Raw genomic sequence first — 20,438 nt, 5'->3', positions numbered from 1 at the left:
GAACTCCGGTAGCTGGGCTGCCGGAGCGTCAACTAGGCTCAGTCCAGACCTAAACGAAGGACAACCTCGATGACGCGAGTAATGGATCGGCGCCGAATCACACGTTACCGGCTGGACGGCGCTGCCAGCCACAGGGAAGACCGGCTGGCCGGTGAGGAACCGCTGGAGATCCGGTTGGGCGGCCGGGCTTTCAGCGTGACCATGCGCACTCCAGGCGACGACTTCGACCTCGTGGCAGGTTTCCTCGTCTCCGAAGGCGTTGTGGCGGAGCCGGGAGAGATACTGGCGCTTCGCTACTGCGCGGGGGTTGACGAGGAAGGCCGGCAGACCTTCAACGTGGTCGAGGCACAGCTCCGGCCGGACGTTGCCCTGCCGGACACCTCCATGGAACGCCACGTCTACACCTCCAGTTCCTGTGGTATCTGCGGGACGGCCTCGATCGATGCGGTCCGCAAATCGGCCCGCTTTGAGGTGCACGACGACGACGGCACAGTGAAGCTGTCGGTCCTCGCCTCCCTGCCGGACCGGCTGCGGACCAGCCAGAAGCTTTTTGACCGGACCGGTGGCGTTCACGCCGCGGGTCTCTTCAGCCGCGAGGGGGAGCTCCTCTGCCTCCGTGAGGACGTCGGACGGCACAACGCGGTGGACAAGGTGGTCGGGTGGGCGCTGCGGCGCGGAATGCTGCCGCTGCGGGGAATGATCCTGCAGGTCTCCGGGCGTGCCTCGTTCGAGCTCGTCCAGAAGGCACACCTCGCCGGCATCCCGACGCTCGCCGCGGTGAGCGCGCCGTCGTCGCTGGCTGCTGAGCTGGCGGAGGAATCGGGCATCACGCTGGTGGGATTCAGCCGAGGGCGGACCCTGAACTGCTACACCCATCCGCGGCGCATCGAAGCTGATCCGAGCCCGGAATAGGGGTACCCGGTCCGGGGTTGCACAGCAGTATGGAACTCGGCATCTTCAGCTTCGGCGACATCCACCCCAACCCGGTAACCGGTGAGCGGGTGTCACCCGGCCAGAGGATGGCGGACCTCCTGGAGCGGGCGAGGCTGGCCGACGAGGTGGGCCTGCACTACTTCGGCATCGGAGAGCACCACCGTCCGGATTACGCTGTGTCCTCGATCGTGCCCGTGCTGGCTGCAGCGGCAGCGCAAACCACCTCCATCCGTGTGGGATCCGCAGTGACGGTGCTCAGCACCGAGGACCCGGTGCGGGTCTTCCAGCAGTTCGCCACACTCGATCTCCTTTCCGGCGGACGGGCGGAGCTGACGGCCGGCAGGGGGTCTTTCATCGAGTCCTACCCGCTCTTCGGGGCCGCCCTTGAGGACTATGACGCCCTGTACAACGAGAAGATCGAATTCCTGCTTCACCTCAACGACGAGGAACGCGTGACCTGGTCAGGCCGGTTCCGGCCACCGCTGCAGGACGCGCTGATTCTGCCGCGCCCGCTGCAGGACAAGCTGGATGTGTGGGTTGCCACCGGAGGAACGCCCGCCTCCTCCGTACGGGCCGCACGGCTGGGCACCCCGGTCATCTACGCCCTGCTGGGCGGCGCGGTGGACAACTTCACCCAGCACGCGGCGCTGTACCGGGAACAGTTCAACGACGCAGCGGGTGCCGCGCCCCGGATCGGGGTGAGCGGCGTCGGGCTGGTTCTCCGGGATGGCGCGAAGGACACGTTCCGTCCGTATTGGCTCGACACCATGACGCGCATCTCGGCCGAACGCGGTTTCCCGCAGCCGAGCGGGGTCACGTACAACATGCAGGCGGCGCGGACGGGAGCCCTTTATGTGGGAAATCCCGAGGAGGTGGCGGAGAAAATCGTTCTCACGCATGCTGGGATGGGCCACGACCGCCATATCCTCCAGCTCGACTTTTCTTCCGTGCCGCAGGCTCAGGTTCTGGAGTCCATTGAGCTGCTGGGAACGGAGGTCCTCCCGCGTGTCAATGACGCTCTGGGCGGACAGGCCCGCGAGGATTCACGGGCACGGACTTCGCGCGTCAGTCCCGGGTCCTAAGCTTGAAGTCCACTAACGGGAGGCATCCATGAGCATGGAAGGCGCGGCCTGGAGTTCCCTGTACCGGATCTCCTCCGCCAAGAACGGCAGCAACAAATTCTCAAAGGAGACGCTGAAGCGGATCCTGTCCTTCGCTGTGCCCTACCGGGTCAAGCTGATCCTGTTCATCGCGCTGTCCGTGGTGTCCGCGTTCCTCGCGGTCGCAACTCCTGTCCTGGCCGGCCAGGTGGTCAACGAGATCATCGCGGAGGCGCCGGTTGGGACCATCATCTGGCTCGCCGTCGTCATTGCGCTTGTGGCCGTCGCGGATACCGGGGTGGGCCTGCTGACGCGCTGGTACTCCGCGCGGATCGGGGAAGGCGTCATCCTGGATCTGCGCACGGCTGTCTTTGACCACGTCCAGAAGATGCCCATTGCCTTTTTCACCCGAACGCGCACCGGAGCGCTGGTGAGCAGGCTGAACAATGACGTCATCGGGGCCCAGCAGGCCTTCAGCGGCACCCTCTCCGGGGTGGTGAGCAATCTGGTGGCGCTGATCCTGACGCTGATTGTCATGCTCAGCACCTCGGTGCTGGTCACAGTGCTTGCGATCATCATGCTGCCCATCTTCCTGTTGCCCGCGCGAAGGATGGGAAGCAGGTTGGCATCCCTGCGGCGGGAAGCCGCAGATTACAACTCCACCATGAGCACGCAGATGACCGAGCGGTTCTCCGCGCCGGGCGCCACACTGGTGAAACTCTTCGGACGCCCCGATGAGGAGTCGGAGGAGTTCCGGGCCAGGGCAGCACGGGTTCGGGACATCGGCGTCCGGATGGCCATGCTCCAGTGGGTGTTCTTCTCGGCCCTCATGCTTGTCTCGGCGCTCGCCCTGGCTCTGGTCTATGGACTAGGTGGTTCCCTGGCGCTCGGCGGCGCCCTGGACACCGGCGAGGTGGTGACGCTCGCGCTGCTGCTGACCCGCCTGTATGCGCCGCTGACCTCCCTTGCAAACGCACGGGTGGAGATCATGAGCGCACTGGTGAGCTTCGAGCGCGTCTTCGAGGTGCTGGACCTTGACCCGCTGATCAAGGAGAAGCCGGGAGCGGGCAGCATCCCGGACGGTCCGGTGGGGGTCGAGTTCGACGAGGTCCGCTTCGCCTACCCGTCTGCGGACAAGGTTTCGCTCGCTTCCCTGGAAGAGGTGTCGACCCTGGACACACGCGGGGGTGAGGAGGTTCTGCACGGCGTCAGCTTCCGCATCGAACCGGGCCAGACCGTTGCGCTGGTGGGAACCTCCGGAGCGGGCAAGTCCACCATCGCGCAGTTGCTCGCGCGGCTGTACGACGTCGACTCCGGTGCGGTCCGGATCGGAGGAATGGACGTCCGGGATGCGACGTTCGAGTCGCTGCGGCAGACACTCGGCATGGTGACCCAGGATGGCCACCTGTTTCACGAGACTATTGCCTCCAACCTCCGGTTGGCACGCCCGGATGCCACGGACGGGGAACTTTGGGACGCAGTTCGCCGGGCCCGGCTGGAAACGTTGATCCGGTCGTTGCCGGACCAGCTGGACACCATGGTGGGTGAACGTGGTTACCGGCTGTCGGGCGGTGAGCGGCAACGGATGACCATCGCGCGGCTCCTTCTCGCCCAGCCGCGCGTCGTGATCCTGGACGAGGCCACCGCCGCACTGGATTCGACGTCGGAAGCTGCCGTCCAGGCGGCGCTGACCGAGGCGCTGGAAGGACGGACCGCACTGGTGATTGCCCACCGGCTGTCCACCATCCGCAGTGCGGACCAGATCCTCGTGATCGAGGACGGGCACATCGCCGAACGGGGCACCCACGAGGAGCTGCTTGCTCAAGGGGGCCGGTATGCCGAGCTTCACCGCACCCAGTTTGCCGTGCAGAAGACAGTGGCACCCGATGAGCCCGCAGAGGCCCTCACCGCGACCGGCCCCGGAACCTGACGCACCGGCTGCCGCCCGCCGGGATCTTACGGTGCGACCCCGGAGGCTGCGGTGCGGCTGCCGAGGTCCGGCTCGTTCGGCTGTTCCGGGACGCGGAGGCGGGGGAGCGTCAGGTTGACGAGCGGACCCACGAAGAGGGCGAACGCCACGGTGCCCACGCCTACGGTGCCGCCAAGGACCCAGCCGGCAGCGAGTACCGACACCTCGATGCCGGTGCGCACCGCCCAGATGGGCCAGCCCCAGCGCCTGTTCATTCCGGTCATGAGGCCGTCACGCGGCCCCGGGCCCATGCGCGCACCGATGTACAGCCCGGTGGCGACGGCGAGCAGGAGCAGTCCGCCGGTGAAGAGGAAAATCTGGACCCACAGCTCAGTCTGCTGCGGAATCACGGCAAGGCCGATCTCCGCGCTCGGGCCGACAAGCAGGACATTGAGCACTGTCCCGACTCCGGGCTTCTGCCGCAGCGGGATCCATAGGATCAGGACCGCGAGCCCAATGAGGTTGGTGACCAGGCCGAACGGGATGCCGCTCTGCAGGGACACGCCCTGCCCCAGAACGTCCCACGGGGATACGCCGATTCCAGCCCGGATCATCATGCCGATCGAAAACCCATACAGGAAGAGACCGACGAGAAGCTGCACAGTGCGGCGCACCAGGAGACGGGACATGTTCCCAGTATCGGCCACGCGTCCGGCTGAGCGGGAACCGGGCGTCCCGGAGCTGTCCTAGTCGAGCCCGTAGTGCCGCCGGATATCGGCGAGCGTTCGCAGCACCGTTCCCAGATCGCTGGGAGTGAGGTAGGTGGACCTGTCCCGGGAGTACACCAGATAATTCAGGGACGTCTCCTCCTTCGGGTCGGTGCTCTCGATGAACGCGCGGAGGGACCGGTCCAGGATCCGCTGCAGTTCCTCGGAATCATTGGTGTCCGCGACTATCTCGACATCCGTTGAATCCCCGGTGCCCCCGTGCCGGGCGTAGTCCACCTCAACGTCAGCGACCCCGCTGACGGCGGAGATTGCCTGCTGGTACCGGTGAGCGGGCGAGGGGGCCGAGCACGAGGTGAGTGCCGCACAGAACAGCACAGCGGAGAGCGCGATTGCCCGTCTCATGGGTGCCTCCTCCCGACCGGGACCACGAAGGACTCTACCTGCGTGGGATCATCAGTGAGGAACTGCAGGGTGGCCGGGCGGCCCGCATACTGCGCAGCCGCGCCGGTTGGGTCTGCGCCGGCGTCGGAAATGGATGCGGCGTAGTTGTTGTAGTCATGATTGGCCACGACGTTGTTCCAGGTACCTCCGCCCGGGTTCGGCAGCGTCACCTGCACCCCGTGACGCCGTGGTGATTCCCCGTCCGCTGTGACGCCGCCGAGATCAAGGCGCGGAACGACGTCGTCCTCATGCTGGAAGGCGATGACTTCCACGGAGGGCGGGATCCCCGCGGCGTCGATGGGAGAACCGAACGTCATGACGTTGGTGACGTTGTACTGCTCCATGAAGGCGGGGTCGGTGGTCAGGGCCGCGGCGGTCATTCCGCCCTGGGAATGGCCGGAGAGCATCACCGGTGCGCCCGGCTCGATGCCCGCCTGCTCCATGGCCAGCGCCACCGCGGCGGTAGCCGTTGAAAGCTGACCGGACGCCGTGACCAGGTTCCCGGTCAGGTCCGCTGCGGTTCCGGAGGTGAGCGGGCTCCACGACTGCGTTCCCGGGATGGTCACGATGTAGGAGGGGCCGTCCCCGTCCAGCACCCTGGTGATGCGCACGGCGCCGTCCGGTGCCGAGGAGGTGTCGCCGTCATTGTAGGCCTGGGCGGTGTTGAGTGCGATCGCGCCGAGGTCCGAGGGCAGCACGCCCGGCCGGTGGCCATTGACAGCCGGACCCATGCCGTCGCGGGAGATCCCGACGGCGATGGGCTCTCCTGCCCACGGCGTCCCGTCGTCGAGCAGAAGCGGCGCCAGCTGTCCGAGGGAGCCCATGGTCGCACTCAGGTCCACCGCGCCGGTCCAGACGAGCGACGAGGACGCGGCGAGTTCCATCAGTGAGGGAGGGTTCCCTCCGGCCCAGGCGTCCAGCAGGGTGAGCAGATGAGCGGAATCGGACGCGGCGTCGCTGAATGACCGGATGATGTTGCCGTACCCCAGTTCCGCCCGGTCAGCGAACCATCCGGCACCGTCACCGGCCGTGCCGGTGACCCAGTCCGCGCCGTCGGCCACCCAGTCCAGCCCATTCGCAAGCCAGCCGCTGTCCTGTCCGCTGTCCGCCTGTCCGCTGGCCGCATCTCGGTGCGCCGAATCTGTACCGGGTGCCGGTTGGGCGCCGGTGGCTGCCGGAGGACCAGCGGCGGCCCCGGCCTCGCTGGTGCCCTCCTGCGCGTCGGCGTTGCCGGCTGCAACGAGCGCCGCCTGTCTCAGCTCCTGGGCGATGTTCAGCAGCACCGGACGATGCCGGCTCACCCAATCGGTGCGGAAGGCATCGGCGTCGCTGCCATGCCAGCCAATGACGGACATCTTCCCGGCGACCTGCAACTCCAGCAGCTCGAGCTCCCCGGCCGCGCACTCAAGACTCCGGGCAAGCCGACGGACCTGGCTCGGGTCCATTCCCAGGAGACGGTTCATACCCTTGCTGCTGCTCCGGAAATGAACTGGTAGGCACCGGCGAGGGCGAACGTGATTTCGCGTGCCACGTGGCCGGCGCGCTGCGGTGTCAGGAGCAGAGCACCGTCCGCCGTGCGCACTGAATAGAGCGTTCCGCCGCACACCGACCAGCGGCCGGCCCAGACCTGCCGGGTGTCCCCAGCCCGGGTGGTCATCGCGGCGCTCAGAATCACCTCTTCCGGCGCCAGGCCAGCTGCCTCCGCCGGAGTGAGCGGCAGCTGGAGGGCGTTATCGGCGTGTACGGTACCGGCCTGGGCAGCGTCCGCGCGGAGTTTCTTGAGCGGCGGCAGGACACGCCTGATGGCTCCCCAGGCCGAACCGGCGTCGAACAGGGCTATCTCAAGGGAAGGTTCATGCCCTGTGGTGCGGAGGCCGCCGTCGGGATCGGTTTCCAGGGTGCTGCGGCGGTGGACGCAGACCCCGCGGCCGGCAGTGATGGTGAGGTCGCTGTTCGCGCCGATGCCGTTGTACGCCGCGGAGAGCCGGAGGAGCGTCACCGGTGCGAGGACTTCCTGTAGTGCTTCGCGCCACCGGCCCGCCAGCCCGGAACCGTCTGCAACGCCCTCGCGGTGCAGTTCCGTCCAGCCGTCCTGCACCGCTGCATGGTCAAGTTCACTGAGAATGCGGGCCGCCCTGCCGCCCACTGGAGGGTCGCCGCTTTCCGGCAGTCCGGACGCGGCCGCGCTGAGCGCCAGCGCCCACGCGGAAGGCGAGAGGCGGATGACATGATGCGGCGGCGGCACGGCTGACGAGATCCCCATGCCGCAAAGCTAATGCAGCGGGCGGAACCGTGCCATGGGCAGGGCTACCCATGGGGATGATGGTGCCCCTGGCCGGAATCGAACCGACGGCCTTCCCTTTAGGAGAGGGACGCTCTATCCTACTGAGCTACAGAGGCGGGACCTGTACAGCACGGCACGGCGCCGCAGGCGGTACTAGCTTACAGTCTTGACGCGGGCGGACCGCACAGCGCGGGGCAGCAGCACAGCCGCCAGGCCAGCAGCACAGCTCACTGCAAAGAGTATCCACCGGCTCACAGTGAGGGCCGATGCGAGGGCAACCGATCCGCCGTCGGGCCCTGCCAGGGCTGCATCAATAGCCACGTTCTCCCACAGATCGACGGCGACGAACAGCAGCACCGGACTCCACAGGAGCCAACGCAGTCCACGGCGGCTGACGAAGAGCAGCACGAGCAGCAGCCACGCCAGCCCGAAGAGGAGCGGGAACAGGGTCCCCGCCGTCTTGTGCACGTAGCTGAGCTGACCAAGCGCGTCAGCGTCCATAGCTGAACGCAACCGATCGATGACGGCGGCGTCATAGCCGCCGATGAGCATGTCAGGCATCGCGAGCCCGCCGGACAGCTGGGTCATCTGGGACAGCGTGAGCAGATGGAAGTACCAGAAGAGGAACAGTGCCGCCGCAATCGCCGGAATGAGGATGAGATTTCCGTTGTGCCTGGGTAGCGCAGGACGGTCACCGGAAGATAACGGCAGCCCGGCTGCTGCCGGCCCGTGCTTGCGTGCGATCTGCGCTCTCGTTTTGCCCATACCCCTAATGCTAGGCCACTACCATGCAGCAACCGTTCCGAAAAATCCAGAGCAGATTTGATCTCGTTTTGATATCAATAGCGCATTCAGGGGGTCCGTGATTGCAATCACAGCCAGAACCGGGTTTCTTTAAGCAATGGCTATAAACCAAGCACTTCCCATGTCTTCCGTTGCAGATCAGGTGGGGTGGCTCGCAGCCATCGAAGACGCCATTGACGCCGTCTTTGAACCTATTGCCACCTGGTTCGCCGCAGTTGTCTTCTTTCCGATCACCCTCGGCGAAGTCAGCTTCCCCGCGGTCGTCGCCTGGCTCATCCTCGCCGGAATTATCTTCACGGTCTACTTCGGATTCATCCAGTTCCGGGGGCTGAAGGTTTCCTATGAGGTAATCCGCGGACGCTACTCCGCGAAGGACGACCCAGGAGAGGTTCCACACTTCCAGGCACTGACGTCGGCGCTGTCCGGCACGGTCGGGCTTGGAAACATTGCCGGTGTCGGCGCAGCAATGGCGCTGGGTGGGCCCGGTGCAACCTTCTGGATGATCCTCGCCGGTCTCCTTGGCATGTGCACCAAGTTCGCGGAGTGCACCCTGGGCGTGAAGTACCGCGAGGTTCACGAGGACGGCACAGTTTCGGGTGGACCGTTCAAGTACCTGCCCGTGGCCTTCGCCAAGTTCGGCAAGTGGCCGGCAAAGATCCTGACGGGAATCTTCGCGGTCGCCATCCTCATCTTCGGCGTCGCCGGCGGCAACATGTTCCAGGCAAACCAGACCTTCGCTCAGGCGCAGGAAGTCACCGGCGGTGCTGACGGCTTCCTCGGAAACCCGGGCGCCGCGCTGATCTTCGGCATCATCCTGGCCGTACTCGTCGGCGCAGTGATCCTCGGCGGCATCAAGTCGATCGGCGCCACAACCGGCAAGCTCGTTCCGGCAATGGGCATCATTTATGTCACCGCCTGCCTGTTCGTCATCATCGTGAACATCGGCCAGGTTCCTGCAGCATTCGGCCAGATCATCGAGGGCGCGTTTGCTCCTGCCGGAATGGCGGGCGGCGTTGTCGGCGTCATGATCGTCGGCTTCCAGCGCGCGGCTTTCTCCAATGAGGCCGGCCTCGGCTCCGCCGCCATTGCACACTCCGCGGTCAAGACCCGCCGCCCGGTCAGCGAGGGCTTCGTGGCGATGTTCGAGCCGCTCGTGGACACCGTGATCATCTGCACCATGACGGCGCTGACTATCGTGATCGCCGGCGCTCCAAGCCTGCAGGCGGGAATCGACCAGGTTCAGGCCGGCGAGGGTCCGCCGGACGGCGTCATCCTCACCTCGGACGCCTTCGCGACCGTCATCGACTGGTTCCCGATCGTCCTTGCCGTCGCCGTGGCGCTGTTCGCCTTTTCAACGCTGATCACCTGGTCCTACTACGGACTCAAGGCCTGGGAATACCTTTTCGGCCGCGGCAAGATGTCGGAGATTCTCTACAAGGTCATCTTCCTGTTCTTCACCGTGACCGGAACGGTCCTGACCTTCGGACAGGTGCTCAGCTTCGCTGACTCCGCATTGTTCGTCTGTGCTTTCGTCAACCTCCTCGGTGTCTACATGCTGTTGCCGGTCATCAAGAAGGAGATGCGGGACTACCTCGCCGACCGCAAGAGCGGAAAGCTGCTCGATCTCGGCACCGAGCCCGAGGACCGCGAAACGGCTGCCCGGTAACTGAACCCACCCATCCGCACGGTGCCCGCGGGGTCCTCGGACCCGGCGGGCACCGTTATGTTCCGGCCCGCGTCCACGGGAAGGTAAGGCTCGCAGAACGACGGCGGACAGGTTCTGTCCGTGCCAGCGCCTAGACTTAAAGGCACCATGGACTTGCTTTTCGACCCGCACCTCAGCACACCCGCCGCAGGCAGGCGCGCCGCGCCGTCGCCGTCCTCGCCCGATGCCGCAGAGCATCCTCGGCGCTGCGGCCACGCCGATGAGGCGCGCGCCCGGGAACTGCTGGATGGACTGAATCCCCAGCAGGAGGAAGCGGTTCGGCACAGCGGCTCGCCGCTGCTGATTGTCGCCGGCGCAGGCTCGGGCAAAACCCGTGTGCTCAGCCACCGCATCGCCTACCTCATGGCGACCGGGCGCTCGCATGCCGGGCAGATCCTCGCCATCACGTTCACCAACAAGGCCGCTGCGGAAATGCGTGAGCGTATCGAGGGGCTGGTCGGCGAGGTCGCCAAGCGCATGTGGATTTCCACCTTCCACTCCTCGTGCGTCAGGATCCTCCGCCGTGAAGCCGCGTCCATCGGTCTGAACTCGAACTTCTCCATTTATGATTCGGCGGACACTCTCCGCCTCATCACCCTCGTAGCCAAGGGTCTGGACCTTGATCCCAAGCGGTTTGCGCCCAAGGCCATCCAGCACAAGATTTCCGCCCTGAAGAACGAGTTGGTTGACGAGGAGGAGTACGCCTCCTCCGCGAACTACTCGGACCCCTTCGAGCAGGCGGTCGCCGAGGTCTACAAGGGGTATGCGCAGCGGCTACGCCAGGCCAATGCCATGGACTTCGATGACCTGATTGCCCAGACCGTCTTCATGTTCCGTGCCTTCCCGGGGGTCGCCGATTACTACCGTCGCCGGTTCCGCCACGTCCTGGTGGACGAGTACCAGGACACCAACCACGCGCAGTACGCGCTGGTCCGGGAGATCGTCGGCGTAGCCGGGGACAACGTGGAGGAACCCGCCGAGCTGACGGTCGTGGGTGACTCGGACCAGTCCATCTACGCATTCCGGGGTGCGGACGTCCGAAACATCGTGGAGTTCGAGAAGGACTACCCGAACGCCCGCACCATTCTGCTCGAGCAGAACTACCGGTCCACCCAGACCATCCTGAATGCCGCCAACGCGGTAATCTCCCGCAACCCCAACCGGCCGGAGAAACGGCTGTGGACTGCCGAGGGCAACGGCGAGAAGATCATCGGCTACGTCGGTGAGAATGAGCATGAGGAAGCCAGGTTCATCGCCGATGAGATCGACCGGCTGCAGGATCAGGAAAACCTGCGTCCCGGGGACGTTGCGGTGTTCTACCGGACCAACGCGCAGTCACGCTCGATCGAAGAAATTCTGATGCGCGTCGGCCTTCCCTACAAGGTGGTCGGCGGCACCCGCTTCTATGAGCGCAAGGAGATCAAGGACGCGCTGGCCTACCTGCGCGTGCTGGTGAACCAGGACGACGTCGTCAACCTCCGCCGCATCCTCAACGAACCGAAGCGCGGCATCGGAGACCGCGCCGAGTACGCCATCGCGGCGCTCGCGGAAAGGGACCGCGTGAGCTTCATGGAGGCGCTCCGCCGGGCGGATGACGCGCCCGGGATGGCAACGCGCTCAGTCAACGCGGTGGCTTCGTTTGTGAAACTCATCGATGATCTGGCCGAGGTCGCTGCGGGATCCGGGGCCTCCGCCGCACTCGAAGCCGTCCTCGAGCAGACCGGCTACCTGGCGCAGCTCCGTACCAGCACCGATCCCCAGGACGAGTCACGCGTGGAGAACCTCGCCGAGCTCGTTGCGGTGGTCCGCGAGTATGAGGTCGGGAACCCGGAAGGGACGCTGGGCGATTTCCTCGAGCAGGTGTCCCTGGTGGCGGACGCGGACCAGATCCCCGACGCACCGGAGGGCTCCGGGGAAGACGTCGAGAAGGCGGTGGAGGAAGCACGGAGGCAGGGCGTTGTCACCCTGATGACCCTGCACACCGCCAAGGGCCTCGAATTCCCGGTGGTGTTCCTGACCGGCATGGAGCAGGGGATCTTCCCTCACCAGCGGTCGGCCACGGACCCCAAGGAGCTCGCCGAGGAGCGCCGGCTCGCCTACGTCGGCCTCACCCGCGCGCGCAAGCGGCTGTACATCACACGCTCGGAGGTCCGCAGCCTCTGGGGGCAGAGCCAGTACAACCCGGCCAGCCAGTTTGTCTCAGAGGTTCCCGAGGAGCTGATCCACTGGAAGCGCGAGGGCGCGGCAAAGCCGGCCTGGACCGGCGGCCAGAGCATCAGCGGACCCCGCTTCAGCGGCTCCTACTGGGGGGCCGGTGCGGGTGCGGGTAACGAAGCCGGGCGGGGATTGCCTGGGAAAACCGCTGGAAGGGTGCAACCCCAGAAGGAGGTTGTCGCCGTATCGGCCGGAGACAAGGTCAACCACACAACGTTCGGCAACGGGACCGTCCTTGCGGTGGAAGGCGGCGGTGACAAGATGGTCGCCAAGGTCCGGTTCGACATCGGGGAGAAGCGGCTGCTGCTCCGCTACGCACCCCTCACCAAAGTCGGGTAGCAGCGGGTGCCAGCCACCGGGGGAGCCCGCCGTCGCGTCCGGATCCGTGCCGCCGTCGTCGGCTGGATCGTGTTCGCCGCGGCAGCGCTCACCGGCTGCGTGGAGGTGCCCGTGAGTCCGGCGCCGAGTGCGGAGCCGGAGCTGAGCCCGCAACAGAAACTGGCTGCAATGCCGGAGGTGCCTGTGGAGGAGCTTCAGTCCGTCGGCGGGGAGGCTGTCGCGTTTCTCACCGAAAACCGTAATGCCTACTGCGCCATCACCACAGAGCAGGGCGGGATCATCAACTCGCCGGTGGACCCACGGCTCTCCGGCGGGCAACGGGATGACTCCGTCCTTGAGGTGCCCGCCGTGTACTGCGAACTGGCGCGCTACCCGGATCCGGCGGAGATCACCGACGATTGTCACGGCACCGGGCTCGGTTTCAAAGGCGGCACGGTCCTCCTCACCGCGGACGGTGCGTCCTACGGAGGATGCCGGGTAGGCATGACGCTCATGGAATCTGAACTTGGCCCGGGCGCCGTGAGTATGGAGGGCGCGCTCGGGCGGCTACCGGTCCTGGAAGACGGACTGGCTGTTGAGCTCAACGGGTTCCGTTGCGGAACCGGAGAACGCGGCCTGGTGTGTGTCGCGGTTGCGACGGAGACCGGGTTTGCGGCGTCAGCGGATACCTTCGAAATCTTTGCGGCGGAACAGCGCGCTCAACGGTAACCGACCGGGTTACTTTTCTACAACTCATAGAACTGTGTGCTTACTCACGAAACCGGTAGTCTGGGAAAGGCGTTCCGAGCCAAGGGGCTAGAGTTCCCTGTGTAAACCTACTTCGACGCAGAAGGACACTAGATAAGTGGACCTGTTTGAATATCAGGCGCGCGATCTATTTGAGGCTCACGGCGTTCCCGTGCTGGCCGGTATCGTGGCGCAGACCCCCGAAGAAGCAAAAGCAGCAGCCGAGAAAATCGGCGGCGTCGTCGTCGTTAAGGCGCAGGTCAAGGTTGGCGGTCGCGGCAAAGCAGGCGGCGTCAAGGTAGCCAAGACCCCGGACGAGGCTTTTGAACACGCGTCCGCGATTCTCGGTATGGACATCAAGGGCCACACGGTCCACAAGGTGATGATCGCCCAGGGTGCCGACATCGCCGAGGAGTATTACTTCTCGGTGCTGCTGGACCGGGCAAACCGCAACTACCTTGCCATGTGTTCGGTTGAGGGCGGCATGGAAATCGAGCAGCTCGCTGTTGAGCGGCCCGAGGCCCTCGCTCGGATCGCCGTGGATCCCGCCGTCGGGATTGACCGCGCCAAGGCTGACGAGATCGTCGAGGCCGCAGGCTTCGCTCCCGAGCTCCGCGAAGACGTGGCGAACGCCATCCTGAAGCTGTGGGATGTCTTCACCAAGGAAGACGCAACGCTGGTTGAGGTCAACCCGCTGGTCAAGACCGGCGCCGGTGAGATCCTCGCCCTTGACGGCAAGGTCACCCTGGACGAGAACGCAGACTTCCGTCAGAAGGGCCATGCCGCACTCGAGGACAAGGACTCCACCGATCCGCTGGAGGCCAAGGCCAAGGAGAATGACCTCAACTACGTCAAGCTCGACGGCGAAGTAGGGATCATCGGCAACGGTGCCGGTCTGGTTATGTCCACCCTGGACGTCGTTGCCTACGCCGGTGAGGCCCACGGCAATGTGAAGCCCGCCAACTTCCTTGATATCGGCGGCGGCGCGTCCGCGGAGATCATGGCGGCCGGGCTCGACGTCATCCTGAATGACGCCCAGGTCAAGAGCGTGTTTGTGAACGTCTTCGGTGGAATCACCGCCTGCGACGCCGTGGCCAACGGCATTGTGAAGGCACTTGAGATCCTCGGCGACAAGGAGAACAAGCCCCTCGTGGTGCGTCTCGACGGCAACAACGTCGAAGAGGGCCGCCGTATCCTCGCCGAGGCCAACCACCCGATGGTTACCCTCGCCGACACCATGGACGAAGGCGCCGACAAGGCCGCCGAGCTGGCTTACGCCGCTCGCTGACCGGTCGCGACTCCAAGGACTAAGGAACAACATGTCTATCTTTCTGAACAAAGACTCCAAGGTGATCGTCCAGGGCATCACCGGCGGCGAGGGCACCAAGCACACGGCGCTCATGCTGAAAGCGGGAACCCAGGTTGTCGGCGGCGTGAACGCACGCAAGGCCGGAACCACCGTCACCCACGGTGAGACAACCCTGCCCGTATTCGGCACCGTCAAGGAAGCCATCGCCGAGACCGGCGCGGACGTTTCAATCGTCTTCGTCCCGCCGGCGTTCACCAAGGACGCCGTCGTTGAAGCGATCGACGCCGGAATCGGCCTCGTGGTCATCATCACCGAGGGCGTCCCCGTCCAGGACTCGGCCGAGTTTTGGGCGCTGGCCCAGTCCCGCACGGATGAGAACGGCAAGCAGATCACCCGGATCATCGGGCCCAACTGCCCCGGCATCATCACCCCCGGCGAATCCCTGGTCGGCATCACCCCGGCGAACATCACCGGCAAGGGCGGTGTAGGCCTGGTCTCCAAGTCGGGCACCCTGACCTACCAGATGATGTTCGAGCTCCGTGACCTCGGCTTCTCCACCGCGATCGGCATCGGCGGTGACCCCGTGATCGGAACCACCCACATCGACGCTCTCGAGGCGTTCGAGGCGGACCCCGAGACCAAGGCGATCGTGATGATCGGCGAAATCGGCGGCGACGCCGAAGAGCGTGCCGCCGAGTTCATCAAGGCCAACGTCACCAAGCCGGTCGTCGGCTATGTCGCCGGCTTCACGGCGCCTGAGGGCAAGACCATGGGCCACGCCGGCGCCATCGTCTCCGGCTCCGCGGGCACCGCGCAGGCAAAGAAGGAGGCCCTTGAGGCCGCCGGAGTCAAGGTCGGGAAAACCCCGTCCGAGACCGCCCGCCTGCTGCGCGAGGTCTACGCAGGGCTGTAGTTCTCCGAGTTGTTGGGTTTGCTGGCGCTGCCGGTTACGAACCGGTGGCGCGGATCTCCGCGCCGGGACCGGGAAACACCAGACCCTCCGAGCCGTTGGACCAGCGGACCAGGTACGGCGGTGCGCCGCCCTCGCCGCGCGTCTCCAGCACTTCACCCTCGCGTTCCGCGTCGTCCACGTGAGCTCCGTGAACAAGGATGCGGTCACCGACTGATGCTTTCATTAGCCACCCTCCGTCAAGCGTGCCGACACCCTTAGTATCCGCCTCACCCGGCAGTGCTGTCTGCCCCCTACGGAAGGCCGGCATCAACCGGAGGACGCCCGCCGAGCCGGCGGGTGATGTCTTTCGCGGCCAGCACACACGCTGACACCAGGACCTCAAGCTGATCCCTGTCCACCCGGAAACGGGGTGCTGAAATGAGCACAGCGGCCGCTACATCCCCGCGGTGGTCATGCACGGGGACGGCGATTCCCACTTCCTCCACCGAGGTTTCACCGAAATTTACCGCGTAGCCGTGGCTGCGCACGTCCCCGAGCCGGGTGAGATAGGCATCCAGCCCCTCGCGGTTGGGGGAGGGGTGCTGAATTGTCCCGCTGCCGAGAAGCTGCCGCACGCGGTCCTCCTCCTCCAGCGCAAGGAACACCTGGACGCTGGCGCTCAGCGCCGTGCCGTAACTGGTACCGAGGGGAGAGGTGTGCTTGACGTTGCTCCTGCTGACCACCTGCTCCACCGAGATCGATTCCGTCTCGTTCCACAGCACCAGGGCGGAAGTCTCGCCCGTCTGCCGGCTCAGCTCCTGCAGCACGGGGTGCGCCACTTTCCGGACATCGAGGTCCGCGAGCAGCGGACCGGCGAGCGTGATGATCCCGAGCCCAAGGCGAAAGCGCCGGGAGAGCGGGTCCCGTTCAACGATGTTCTCGTTTTCGAGCGTCGCAAGGATCCGCGAAACCGTACTCTTGTGCAGGCCCACCTGCACCGCGATCTCGGTCACTCCCTGCAGCGGTTCTTCGATACTGAAGCACCGGAGCACGTCGATCACGTTGGAGATGACCGAAGCCCCTTTGCTGTCCCTGGTTTCCGGTTGTGCTGTCATGATGTCTTTCATCATCCCCTATTGGGACTTATTCGTCGCGAAACGCCGACGGCGCCACCCTGCTGGGTGACGCCGCCGGCAGTACCCCGAGGCGCTAGTTCAGATGGGCACCGCCGTCGGACGCCACCAGTTCGGGTGCAGGCGGTTCCTTCCCGTCCAGGGAGACGTCAAGGGCCGGCGGAGCAGGAGGAGCAGTTCTGGTGGCGCTGCTCCGGAGCCGCTTGATGAAGTTGAGGACCATGATGATCAGGATGAACGCCAGCGGGAAAGCGCCGATGATCGTGCCGGTCTGGACCGTTCCGATGACCGAGACCCCGCCGAGGACCAGGAGCGCCACGGTGACCGACGCGATCGCTCCCACCAGCAGCACCCGGAACCACCTGCTCGGGCTCTTGGCCGAGGCGACGAAGCCGGAGAGCGCGTGGACTCCGGAGTCCAGCGACGTGATGTAGTAGGTAGCCACCAGAACGGTGGAGACCACCATCAGGACAGTGCCGACGACGGGCACAAAGTCGAGCATGGCGAACAGCCCGCTTTCGGTGCTCTCGGCAATCTGTCCTGAGATGGCGCCGTCGTTGGCGTTGTCGTAGAAGTGCGCTGCGCCGCCGAGAACCCCGATCCACACCATCACGATGACGGATGGGATGACCGTGACGCCAACAACAAACTCGCGGATGGTCCGGCCCCGCGAGATCCGGGCAATGAATGGACCAACAAAGGCGGAGAAAGCGATGACCCAGCACCAGATGAAGACGGTCCACCACCCGTTCCAGCTGTCCTGCCAACTGTCCATGCCGGCGCCCGCGACGTCGGACTCCGACCACAGGCTCATCGCCAGGAAGTTCTGGAAGTACACGCCGAAGGTCTGTAGCACGGAGGAGAGCAGGTAGACCGCGGGGCCGAAGAGCAGGACCGCGCCGACCAGCACGATGCTGAGGATCGAGTTCAGCTCGCTGATGCGCTTCATGCCCTTGCTGATGCCGAAATAGACGGAGACCGCGGTGAGAGCAGCGAAAACCACGACGACGGCGATCCACACCGGCATGCCGCCCGTGATGGGGGTGAAGGACGTGAGTCCGAAGGTGAACTGGAGCGTGGCGAAGCCGAACGAGGTGGCCAGACCGAGCACGCAGGCCAGGATGGCGAGAACCTCGACCACGACGCCGATGCTCCGGCGGGATTTCACCGGGAAGAAGTCGACGACGGCGTCCCGGAAAGTCAGCTTCCTGCCGAGGTTGTAGTGGGAGTAGGCCAGGCAGATCGCAACGATGCAGTACATCGCCCACGCGGTGAGTCCCCAGTGGAAGTAGGACCACGCCATGGAGCCATCCTGGGCCACGCCGGCGTCGACTCCGGTGAACAGCGGGCTCTCCTCCTTGAGCATGATCGGCTCCGCAACGGACCAGAAGATCAGCCCGATGCCCTGTCCGCACGCGTAGAGCATCGAGTACCAGGCGAATTTGCTGTAGTCCGGCCTGGCGCCTGCGCCGCCCAGCCGGACCCGGCCGTAACGGCCGAATGCGAGCCACGCGCAGATCGCGAGCGCGAGGACGGAGAAGAGGACAAAGAACCAGGTGAAGTATTCGGTGACGAAGGTGCGGGCGGTACCGATGGCTCCGGCCGCGGCGTCGGGGGTGGCGATGGTGCCGACAAGGATGGCCACCACGAGAACCGCGGCCAGCCACTTGATGGCCGTGTCATCCACCGCCCTGCGCTTTCTCTGGACCGGGGTTTCCACCGCTTCCCCGTTTTCGAGAGGGGCATCCTCGTTGGGCGCAGTGGTGGCTGCCGCCTGCTTGTTGGTGATCATCGTTGATCTCTCCTGAACTCATGGGAAATCGCGTCAGCCATGCTGTTCGACGCCCTTTTTAGTAGGATTTCTCCCTTGTCCGCAGAGGCCTTCGCGGCGGAGGACAGACATCCGGAGCCGGGAGTGAGCTCTGGACGGACGGGTAAGAGGTCGTAGTTGGGCAGGACAGCCGGGGGAAAATCCTCGACCTGTTCCATATCGACCCGTTCGGGGTAGAGGTGCAGCATCAGGGATGTTTCAAGCACACCGCCGTGCTCGACATCCCAGCCGCTGAAACCGTCCGGGTACAGTTCGCGGATGGTCGTGTCGTCGACGAAGTCCCAGTAGGAGAGCAGCATCACCCTTCGGTCGTCCAGACCGGCCAGCTGCAGCTCACGGATTGCCAGGTCCACGCCCTCGTACAGGAACTGGTAGTTCTCGAAGTGGCCGTTGACGAAGACAATCCGGCGCGCTCCGTGGCGTGCCAGCTCCAGCGTGAGGGACCTGGCGATGGCGGCGACGGTGGCTCCATCGAGGCTGGTGGTTCCAGGGAGGTGATTGCCGCCGCCCGAGCGCTGCTGGGACTTGTAGCCGTACATGATCGGCGCGGCAACAAGCGCACCGATCTGCTCCGCGACTTCCCCTGCCATCGCACGGGAGAGCAGAACGTCAACGTTCAGCGGCATGTGCGGGCCATGCTGCTCGATCGCGCCGGCGGGAATGAGGACAATTCCGTCCTCGGCGCTGATCTTCCTGGAGTAGGTAAAAGCGTCGAGTTCTTCCATATACACGCTGGTGCGCGTCATGTGTGTTCTCCTGCTGGGTGGGCGAAGTGTGGAAAGGAACGACGGCGGCGCCGGCACCGGAAGGGGGGCGCCGTCGTCATTACCGGCTCAGGCGTCGATGATGTTGTGCTCGGGGCCGAAGCCGAACCTGGTGATGTTCTCCGCTCCGTCCTCGCCGACGACGAGGATGTCGTGCTCGCGGTAGCCGCCGGCACCTGGTTCACCGTCAGCCACGGTGATCATGGGCTCCATGGAGACAACCATGCCGGGTTCGAGGACGGTGTCGATGTCCTCGCGGAGCTCAAGTCCCGCTTCCCGTCCGTAGTAGTGGGAGAGGACGCCGAAGGAGTGGCCGTAGCCGAAGGTCCGGTTGGCGAGCAGTCCGTGGCTGATGAAGATCTCGTTGAGCTCGGCGGCGATGTCCTTGCAGACGGCGCCCGGCTTGATGAGTTCAAGTCCGCGACGGTGCACCTCCACGTTGATGTTCCACAGCTCCAGGCTGCGCTCGTCCGGCTGGCCGAGGAACAGGGTGCGCTCCAGTGCGGTGTAGTAGCCGGAGGTCATCGGGAAGCAGTTCAGCGAGAGGATGTCGCCGCGCTGCAGCTTCCGGGTGGTCGCCCAGTTGTGGGCGCCGTCGGTGTTGATGCCGGACTGGAACCACACCCAGGTGTCGCGGACCTCGCGGTGCGGGAAGGTGCGTGCGATCTCATGCACCATGGCTTCGGTGCCGATCAACGCGACCTCGTATTCGCTGATGCCCTCGCGGATCGCTGCCTTGATGGCTTCACCGCCCAGGTCACCGATACGGGCGCCGTGCTTGATGACCTCGATCTCCTCGGCCGACTTGATCATGCGCTGGCGCATGGCGTCCTGGGATACATCGAGCAGCTGGACGCCCTCGAAGGCGGCCTGGATGCGCTCGCGGGTCATCAACGGCAGGGCGTCGTCCTCGACGCCGAGACGCCGGGCGCTGACACCGCGCTGGCGCAGGGCTTCCTGCAGACCGAAATAGAAGTTGTCCCGCTTCCAGTCGGTGTAGACGATGTTCTCGCCGTAGCTGGTGCGCCAGGGCATGCCGGCGTCGATATTGGCGGTTACGGTGACCGAGTCATCGGCGGTGACAACCAGTGCGTAGTTGCGGCCGAACGTTGTGTACAGGAAGTCCGAGTAGTACTTGATGCCGTGGTAGCTGGTGAGGATGACGGCGTCGAGCTCTTTTGCGGCCATGATCCGCCGGAGGCCGGCAAGGCGGCGTTCGAACTCAGCGTCCGAGAAGGTGAGGGGCTGCTTGGTTCCGTTGTGCAGGACCTTCAGGCGCCCGAGGTCGGCAACGCGGGTTGCAGGCGTAGTTGTGATCGTCATCGA

At 65.2% G+C, this 20,438-nt stretch carries 18 protein-coding genes and 1 tRNA gene; 8 read left to right on the top strand and 11 right to left on the bottom strand.

Features of this window, described 5'->3' with window-relative positions:
- Window positions 1–69 precede the first annotated feature (69 nt).
- The 3 genes from fdhD to BLS52_RS08175 are packed head-to-tail and all read left to right on the top strand — an operon-like array spanning window position 70 to window position 3,963.
- On the top strand, window positions 70–912 hold the full coding sequence (gene fdhD / locus BLS52_RS08185) for a formate dehydrogenase accessory sulfurtransferase FdhD (protein ID WP_090585804.1): 843 nt from the start codon (window positions 70–72) through the stop codon (window positions 910–912).
- Window positions 913–941: 29 nt separating this feature from the next.
- Entirely contained in the window at window positions 942–2,015 is a 1,074-nt protein-coding gene (locus tag BLS52_RS08180) for an LLM class flavin-dependent oxidoreductase (protein WP_090585801.1), read from the top strand.
- A 28-nt stretch (window positions 2,016–2,043) separates the two neighbouring features.
- Window positions 2,044–3,963, top strand: coding sequence for an ABC transporter ATP-binding protein (locus BLS52_RS08175; RefSeq protein WP_090585798.1), 1,920 nt, complete (start codon window positions 2,044–2,046; stop codon window positions 3,961–3,963).
- A 26-nt stretch (window positions 3,964–3,989) separates the two neighbouring features.
- Here BLS52_RS08175 and yczE read toward each other — a convergent pair whose 3' ends face one another.
- The 6 genes from yczE to BLS52_RS08145 all read right to left on the bottom strand — a co-directional run bounded on the left by yczE (window position 3,990) and on the right by BLS52_RS08145 (window position 8,160).
- On the bottom strand, window positions 3,990–4,631 hold the full coding sequence (yczE, locus tag BLS52_RS08170) for a membrane protein YczE (protein ID WP_090585797.1): 642 nt from the start codon (window positions 4,629–4,631) through the stop codon (window positions 3,990–3,992).
- Window positions 4,632–4,688: 57 nt separating this feature from the next.
- Window positions 4,689–5,072 (bottom strand): hypothetical protein, encoded by a 384-nt coding sequence (locus tag BLS52_RS08165; RefSeq protein ID WP_090585794.1) that lies wholly within the window; start codon window positions 5,070–5,072, stop codon window positions 4,689–4,691.
- Window positions 5,069–6,574, bottom strand: coding sequence for an alpha/beta hydrolase family protein (locus BLS52_RS08160; protein ID WP_090585792.1), 1,506 nt, complete (start codon window positions 6,572–6,574; stop codon window positions 5,069–5,071). Before BLS52_RS08160 ends, BLS52_RS08165 begins: the two co-directional genes overlap by 4 nt.
- The gene (locus BLS52_RS08155) at window positions 6,571–7,374 is read right to left on the bottom strand and encodes a hypothetical protein (protein WP_090585790.1); all 804 of its coding nucleotides are present in this window, start codon (window positions 7,372–7,374) and stop codon (window positions 6,571–6,573) included. Before BLS52_RS08155 ends, BLS52_RS08160 begins: the two co-directional genes overlap by 4 nt.
- A 60-nt stretch (window positions 7,375–7,434) precedes the next feature.
- Window positions 7,435–7,511: transfer RNA gene (locus BLS52_RS08150), tRNA-Arg, on the bottom strand.
- 37 nt (window positions 7,512–7,548) lie between these two features.
- Window positions 7,549–8,160 (bottom strand): hypothetical protein, encoded by a 612-nt coding sequence (locus tag BLS52_RS08145; protein ID WP_090585788.1) that lies wholly within the window; start codon window positions 8,158–8,160, stop codon window positions 7,549–7,551.
- Window positions 8,161–8,320: 160 nt separating this feature from the next.
- Here BLS52_RS08145 and BLS52_RS08140 point away from each other — a divergent pair, with 160 nt between their 5' ends.
- The 5 genes from BLS52_RS08140 (at window position 8,321) to sucD (ending at window position 15,405) form a co-directional block, all read left to right on the top strand.
- A complete protein-coding gene (locus tag BLS52_RS08140) occupies window positions 8,321–9,865 on the top strand; it encodes an alanine/glycine:cation symporter family protein (RefSeq protein ID WP_175460117.1) in 1,545 nt (514 codons plus the stop codon).
- A gap of 147 nt (window positions 9,866–10,012) precedes the next feature.
- A complete protein-coding gene (pcrA, locus tag BLS52_RS08135; protein WP_090585785.1) occupies window positions 10,013–12,457 on the top strand; it encodes a DNA helicase PcrA in 2,445 nt (814 codons plus the stop codon).
- A gap of 6 nt (window positions 12,458–12,463) precedes the next feature.
- The gene (locus BLS52_RS08130; RefSeq protein ID WP_090585784.1) at window positions 12,464–13,165 is read left to right on the top strand and encodes a hypothetical protein; all 702 of its coding nucleotides are present in this window, start codon (window positions 12,464–12,466) and stop codon (window positions 13,163–13,165) included.
- A 136-nt stretch (window positions 13,166–13,301) separates the two neighbouring features.
- Window positions 13,302–14,471, top strand: coding sequence for an ADP-forming succinate--CoA ligase subunit beta (gene sucC, locus BLS52_RS08125; protein ID WP_090585782.1), 1,170 nt, complete (start codon window positions 13,302–13,304; stop codon window positions 14,469–14,471).
- Between the two features lie 31 nt (window positions 14,472–14,502).
- A complete protein-coding gene (sucD, locus tag BLS52_RS08120; RefSeq protein WP_090585781.1) occupies window positions 14,503–15,405 on the top strand; it encodes a succinate--CoA ligase subunit alpha in 903 nt (300 codons plus the stop codon).
- A gap of 34 nt (window positions 15,406–15,439) precedes the next feature.
- Here sucD and BLS52_RS08115 read toward each other — a convergent pair whose 3' ends face one another.
- The 5 genes from BLS52_RS08115 to BLS52_RS08095 form a co-directional block, all read right to left on the bottom strand.
- Window positions 15,440–15,628 carry a DUF1918 domain-containing protein gene (locus BLS52_RS08115; protein ID WP_090585779.1) on the bottom strand — a complete coding sequence of 63 codons (189 nt, stop codon included), beginning with the start codon at window positions 15,626–15,628 and terminating at the stop codon, window positions 15,440–15,442.
- A gap of 67 nt (window positions 15,629–15,695) precedes the next feature.
- Window positions 15,696–16,499, bottom strand: coding sequence for an IclR family transcriptional regulator (locus tag BLS52_RS08110; protein ID WP_090585890.1), 804 nt, complete (start codon window positions 16,497–16,499; stop codon window positions 15,696–15,698).
- Window positions 16,500–16,593: 94 nt separating this feature from the next.
- On the bottom strand, window positions 16,594–18,309 hold the full coding sequence (locus tag BLS52_RS08105) for a BCCT family transporter (protein WP_090585778.1): 1,716 nt from the start codon (window positions 18,307–18,309) through the stop codon (window positions 16,594–16,596).
- Window positions 18,306–19,094: a creatininase gene (locus BLS52_RS08100; protein WP_090585776.1), complete on the bottom strand. Its 789-nt coding sequence runs from the start codon at window positions 19,092–19,094 to the stop codon at window positions 18,306–18,308. The genes BLS52_RS08105 and BLS52_RS08100 overlap by 4 nt, the downstream gene beginning before the upstream one ends.
- An 87-nt stretch (window positions 19,095–19,181) precedes the next feature.
- Entirely contained in the window at window positions 19,182–20,435 is a 1,254-nt protein-coding gene (locus BLS52_RS08095; protein WP_090585775.1) for a M24 family metallopeptidase, read from the bottom strand.
- Window positions 20,436–20,438: the final 3 nt, after the last annotated feature.

The organism is Arthrobacter subterraneus (genome assembly GCF_900099735.1).
GTDB lineage: Bacteria > Actinomycetota > Actinomycetes > Actinomycetales > Micrococcaceae > Arthrobacter_D > Arthrobacter_D subterraneus.
Note: the sequence above shows the minus strand (reverse complement) of the source record. Positions and strands in the feature narration are given on the sequence as shown.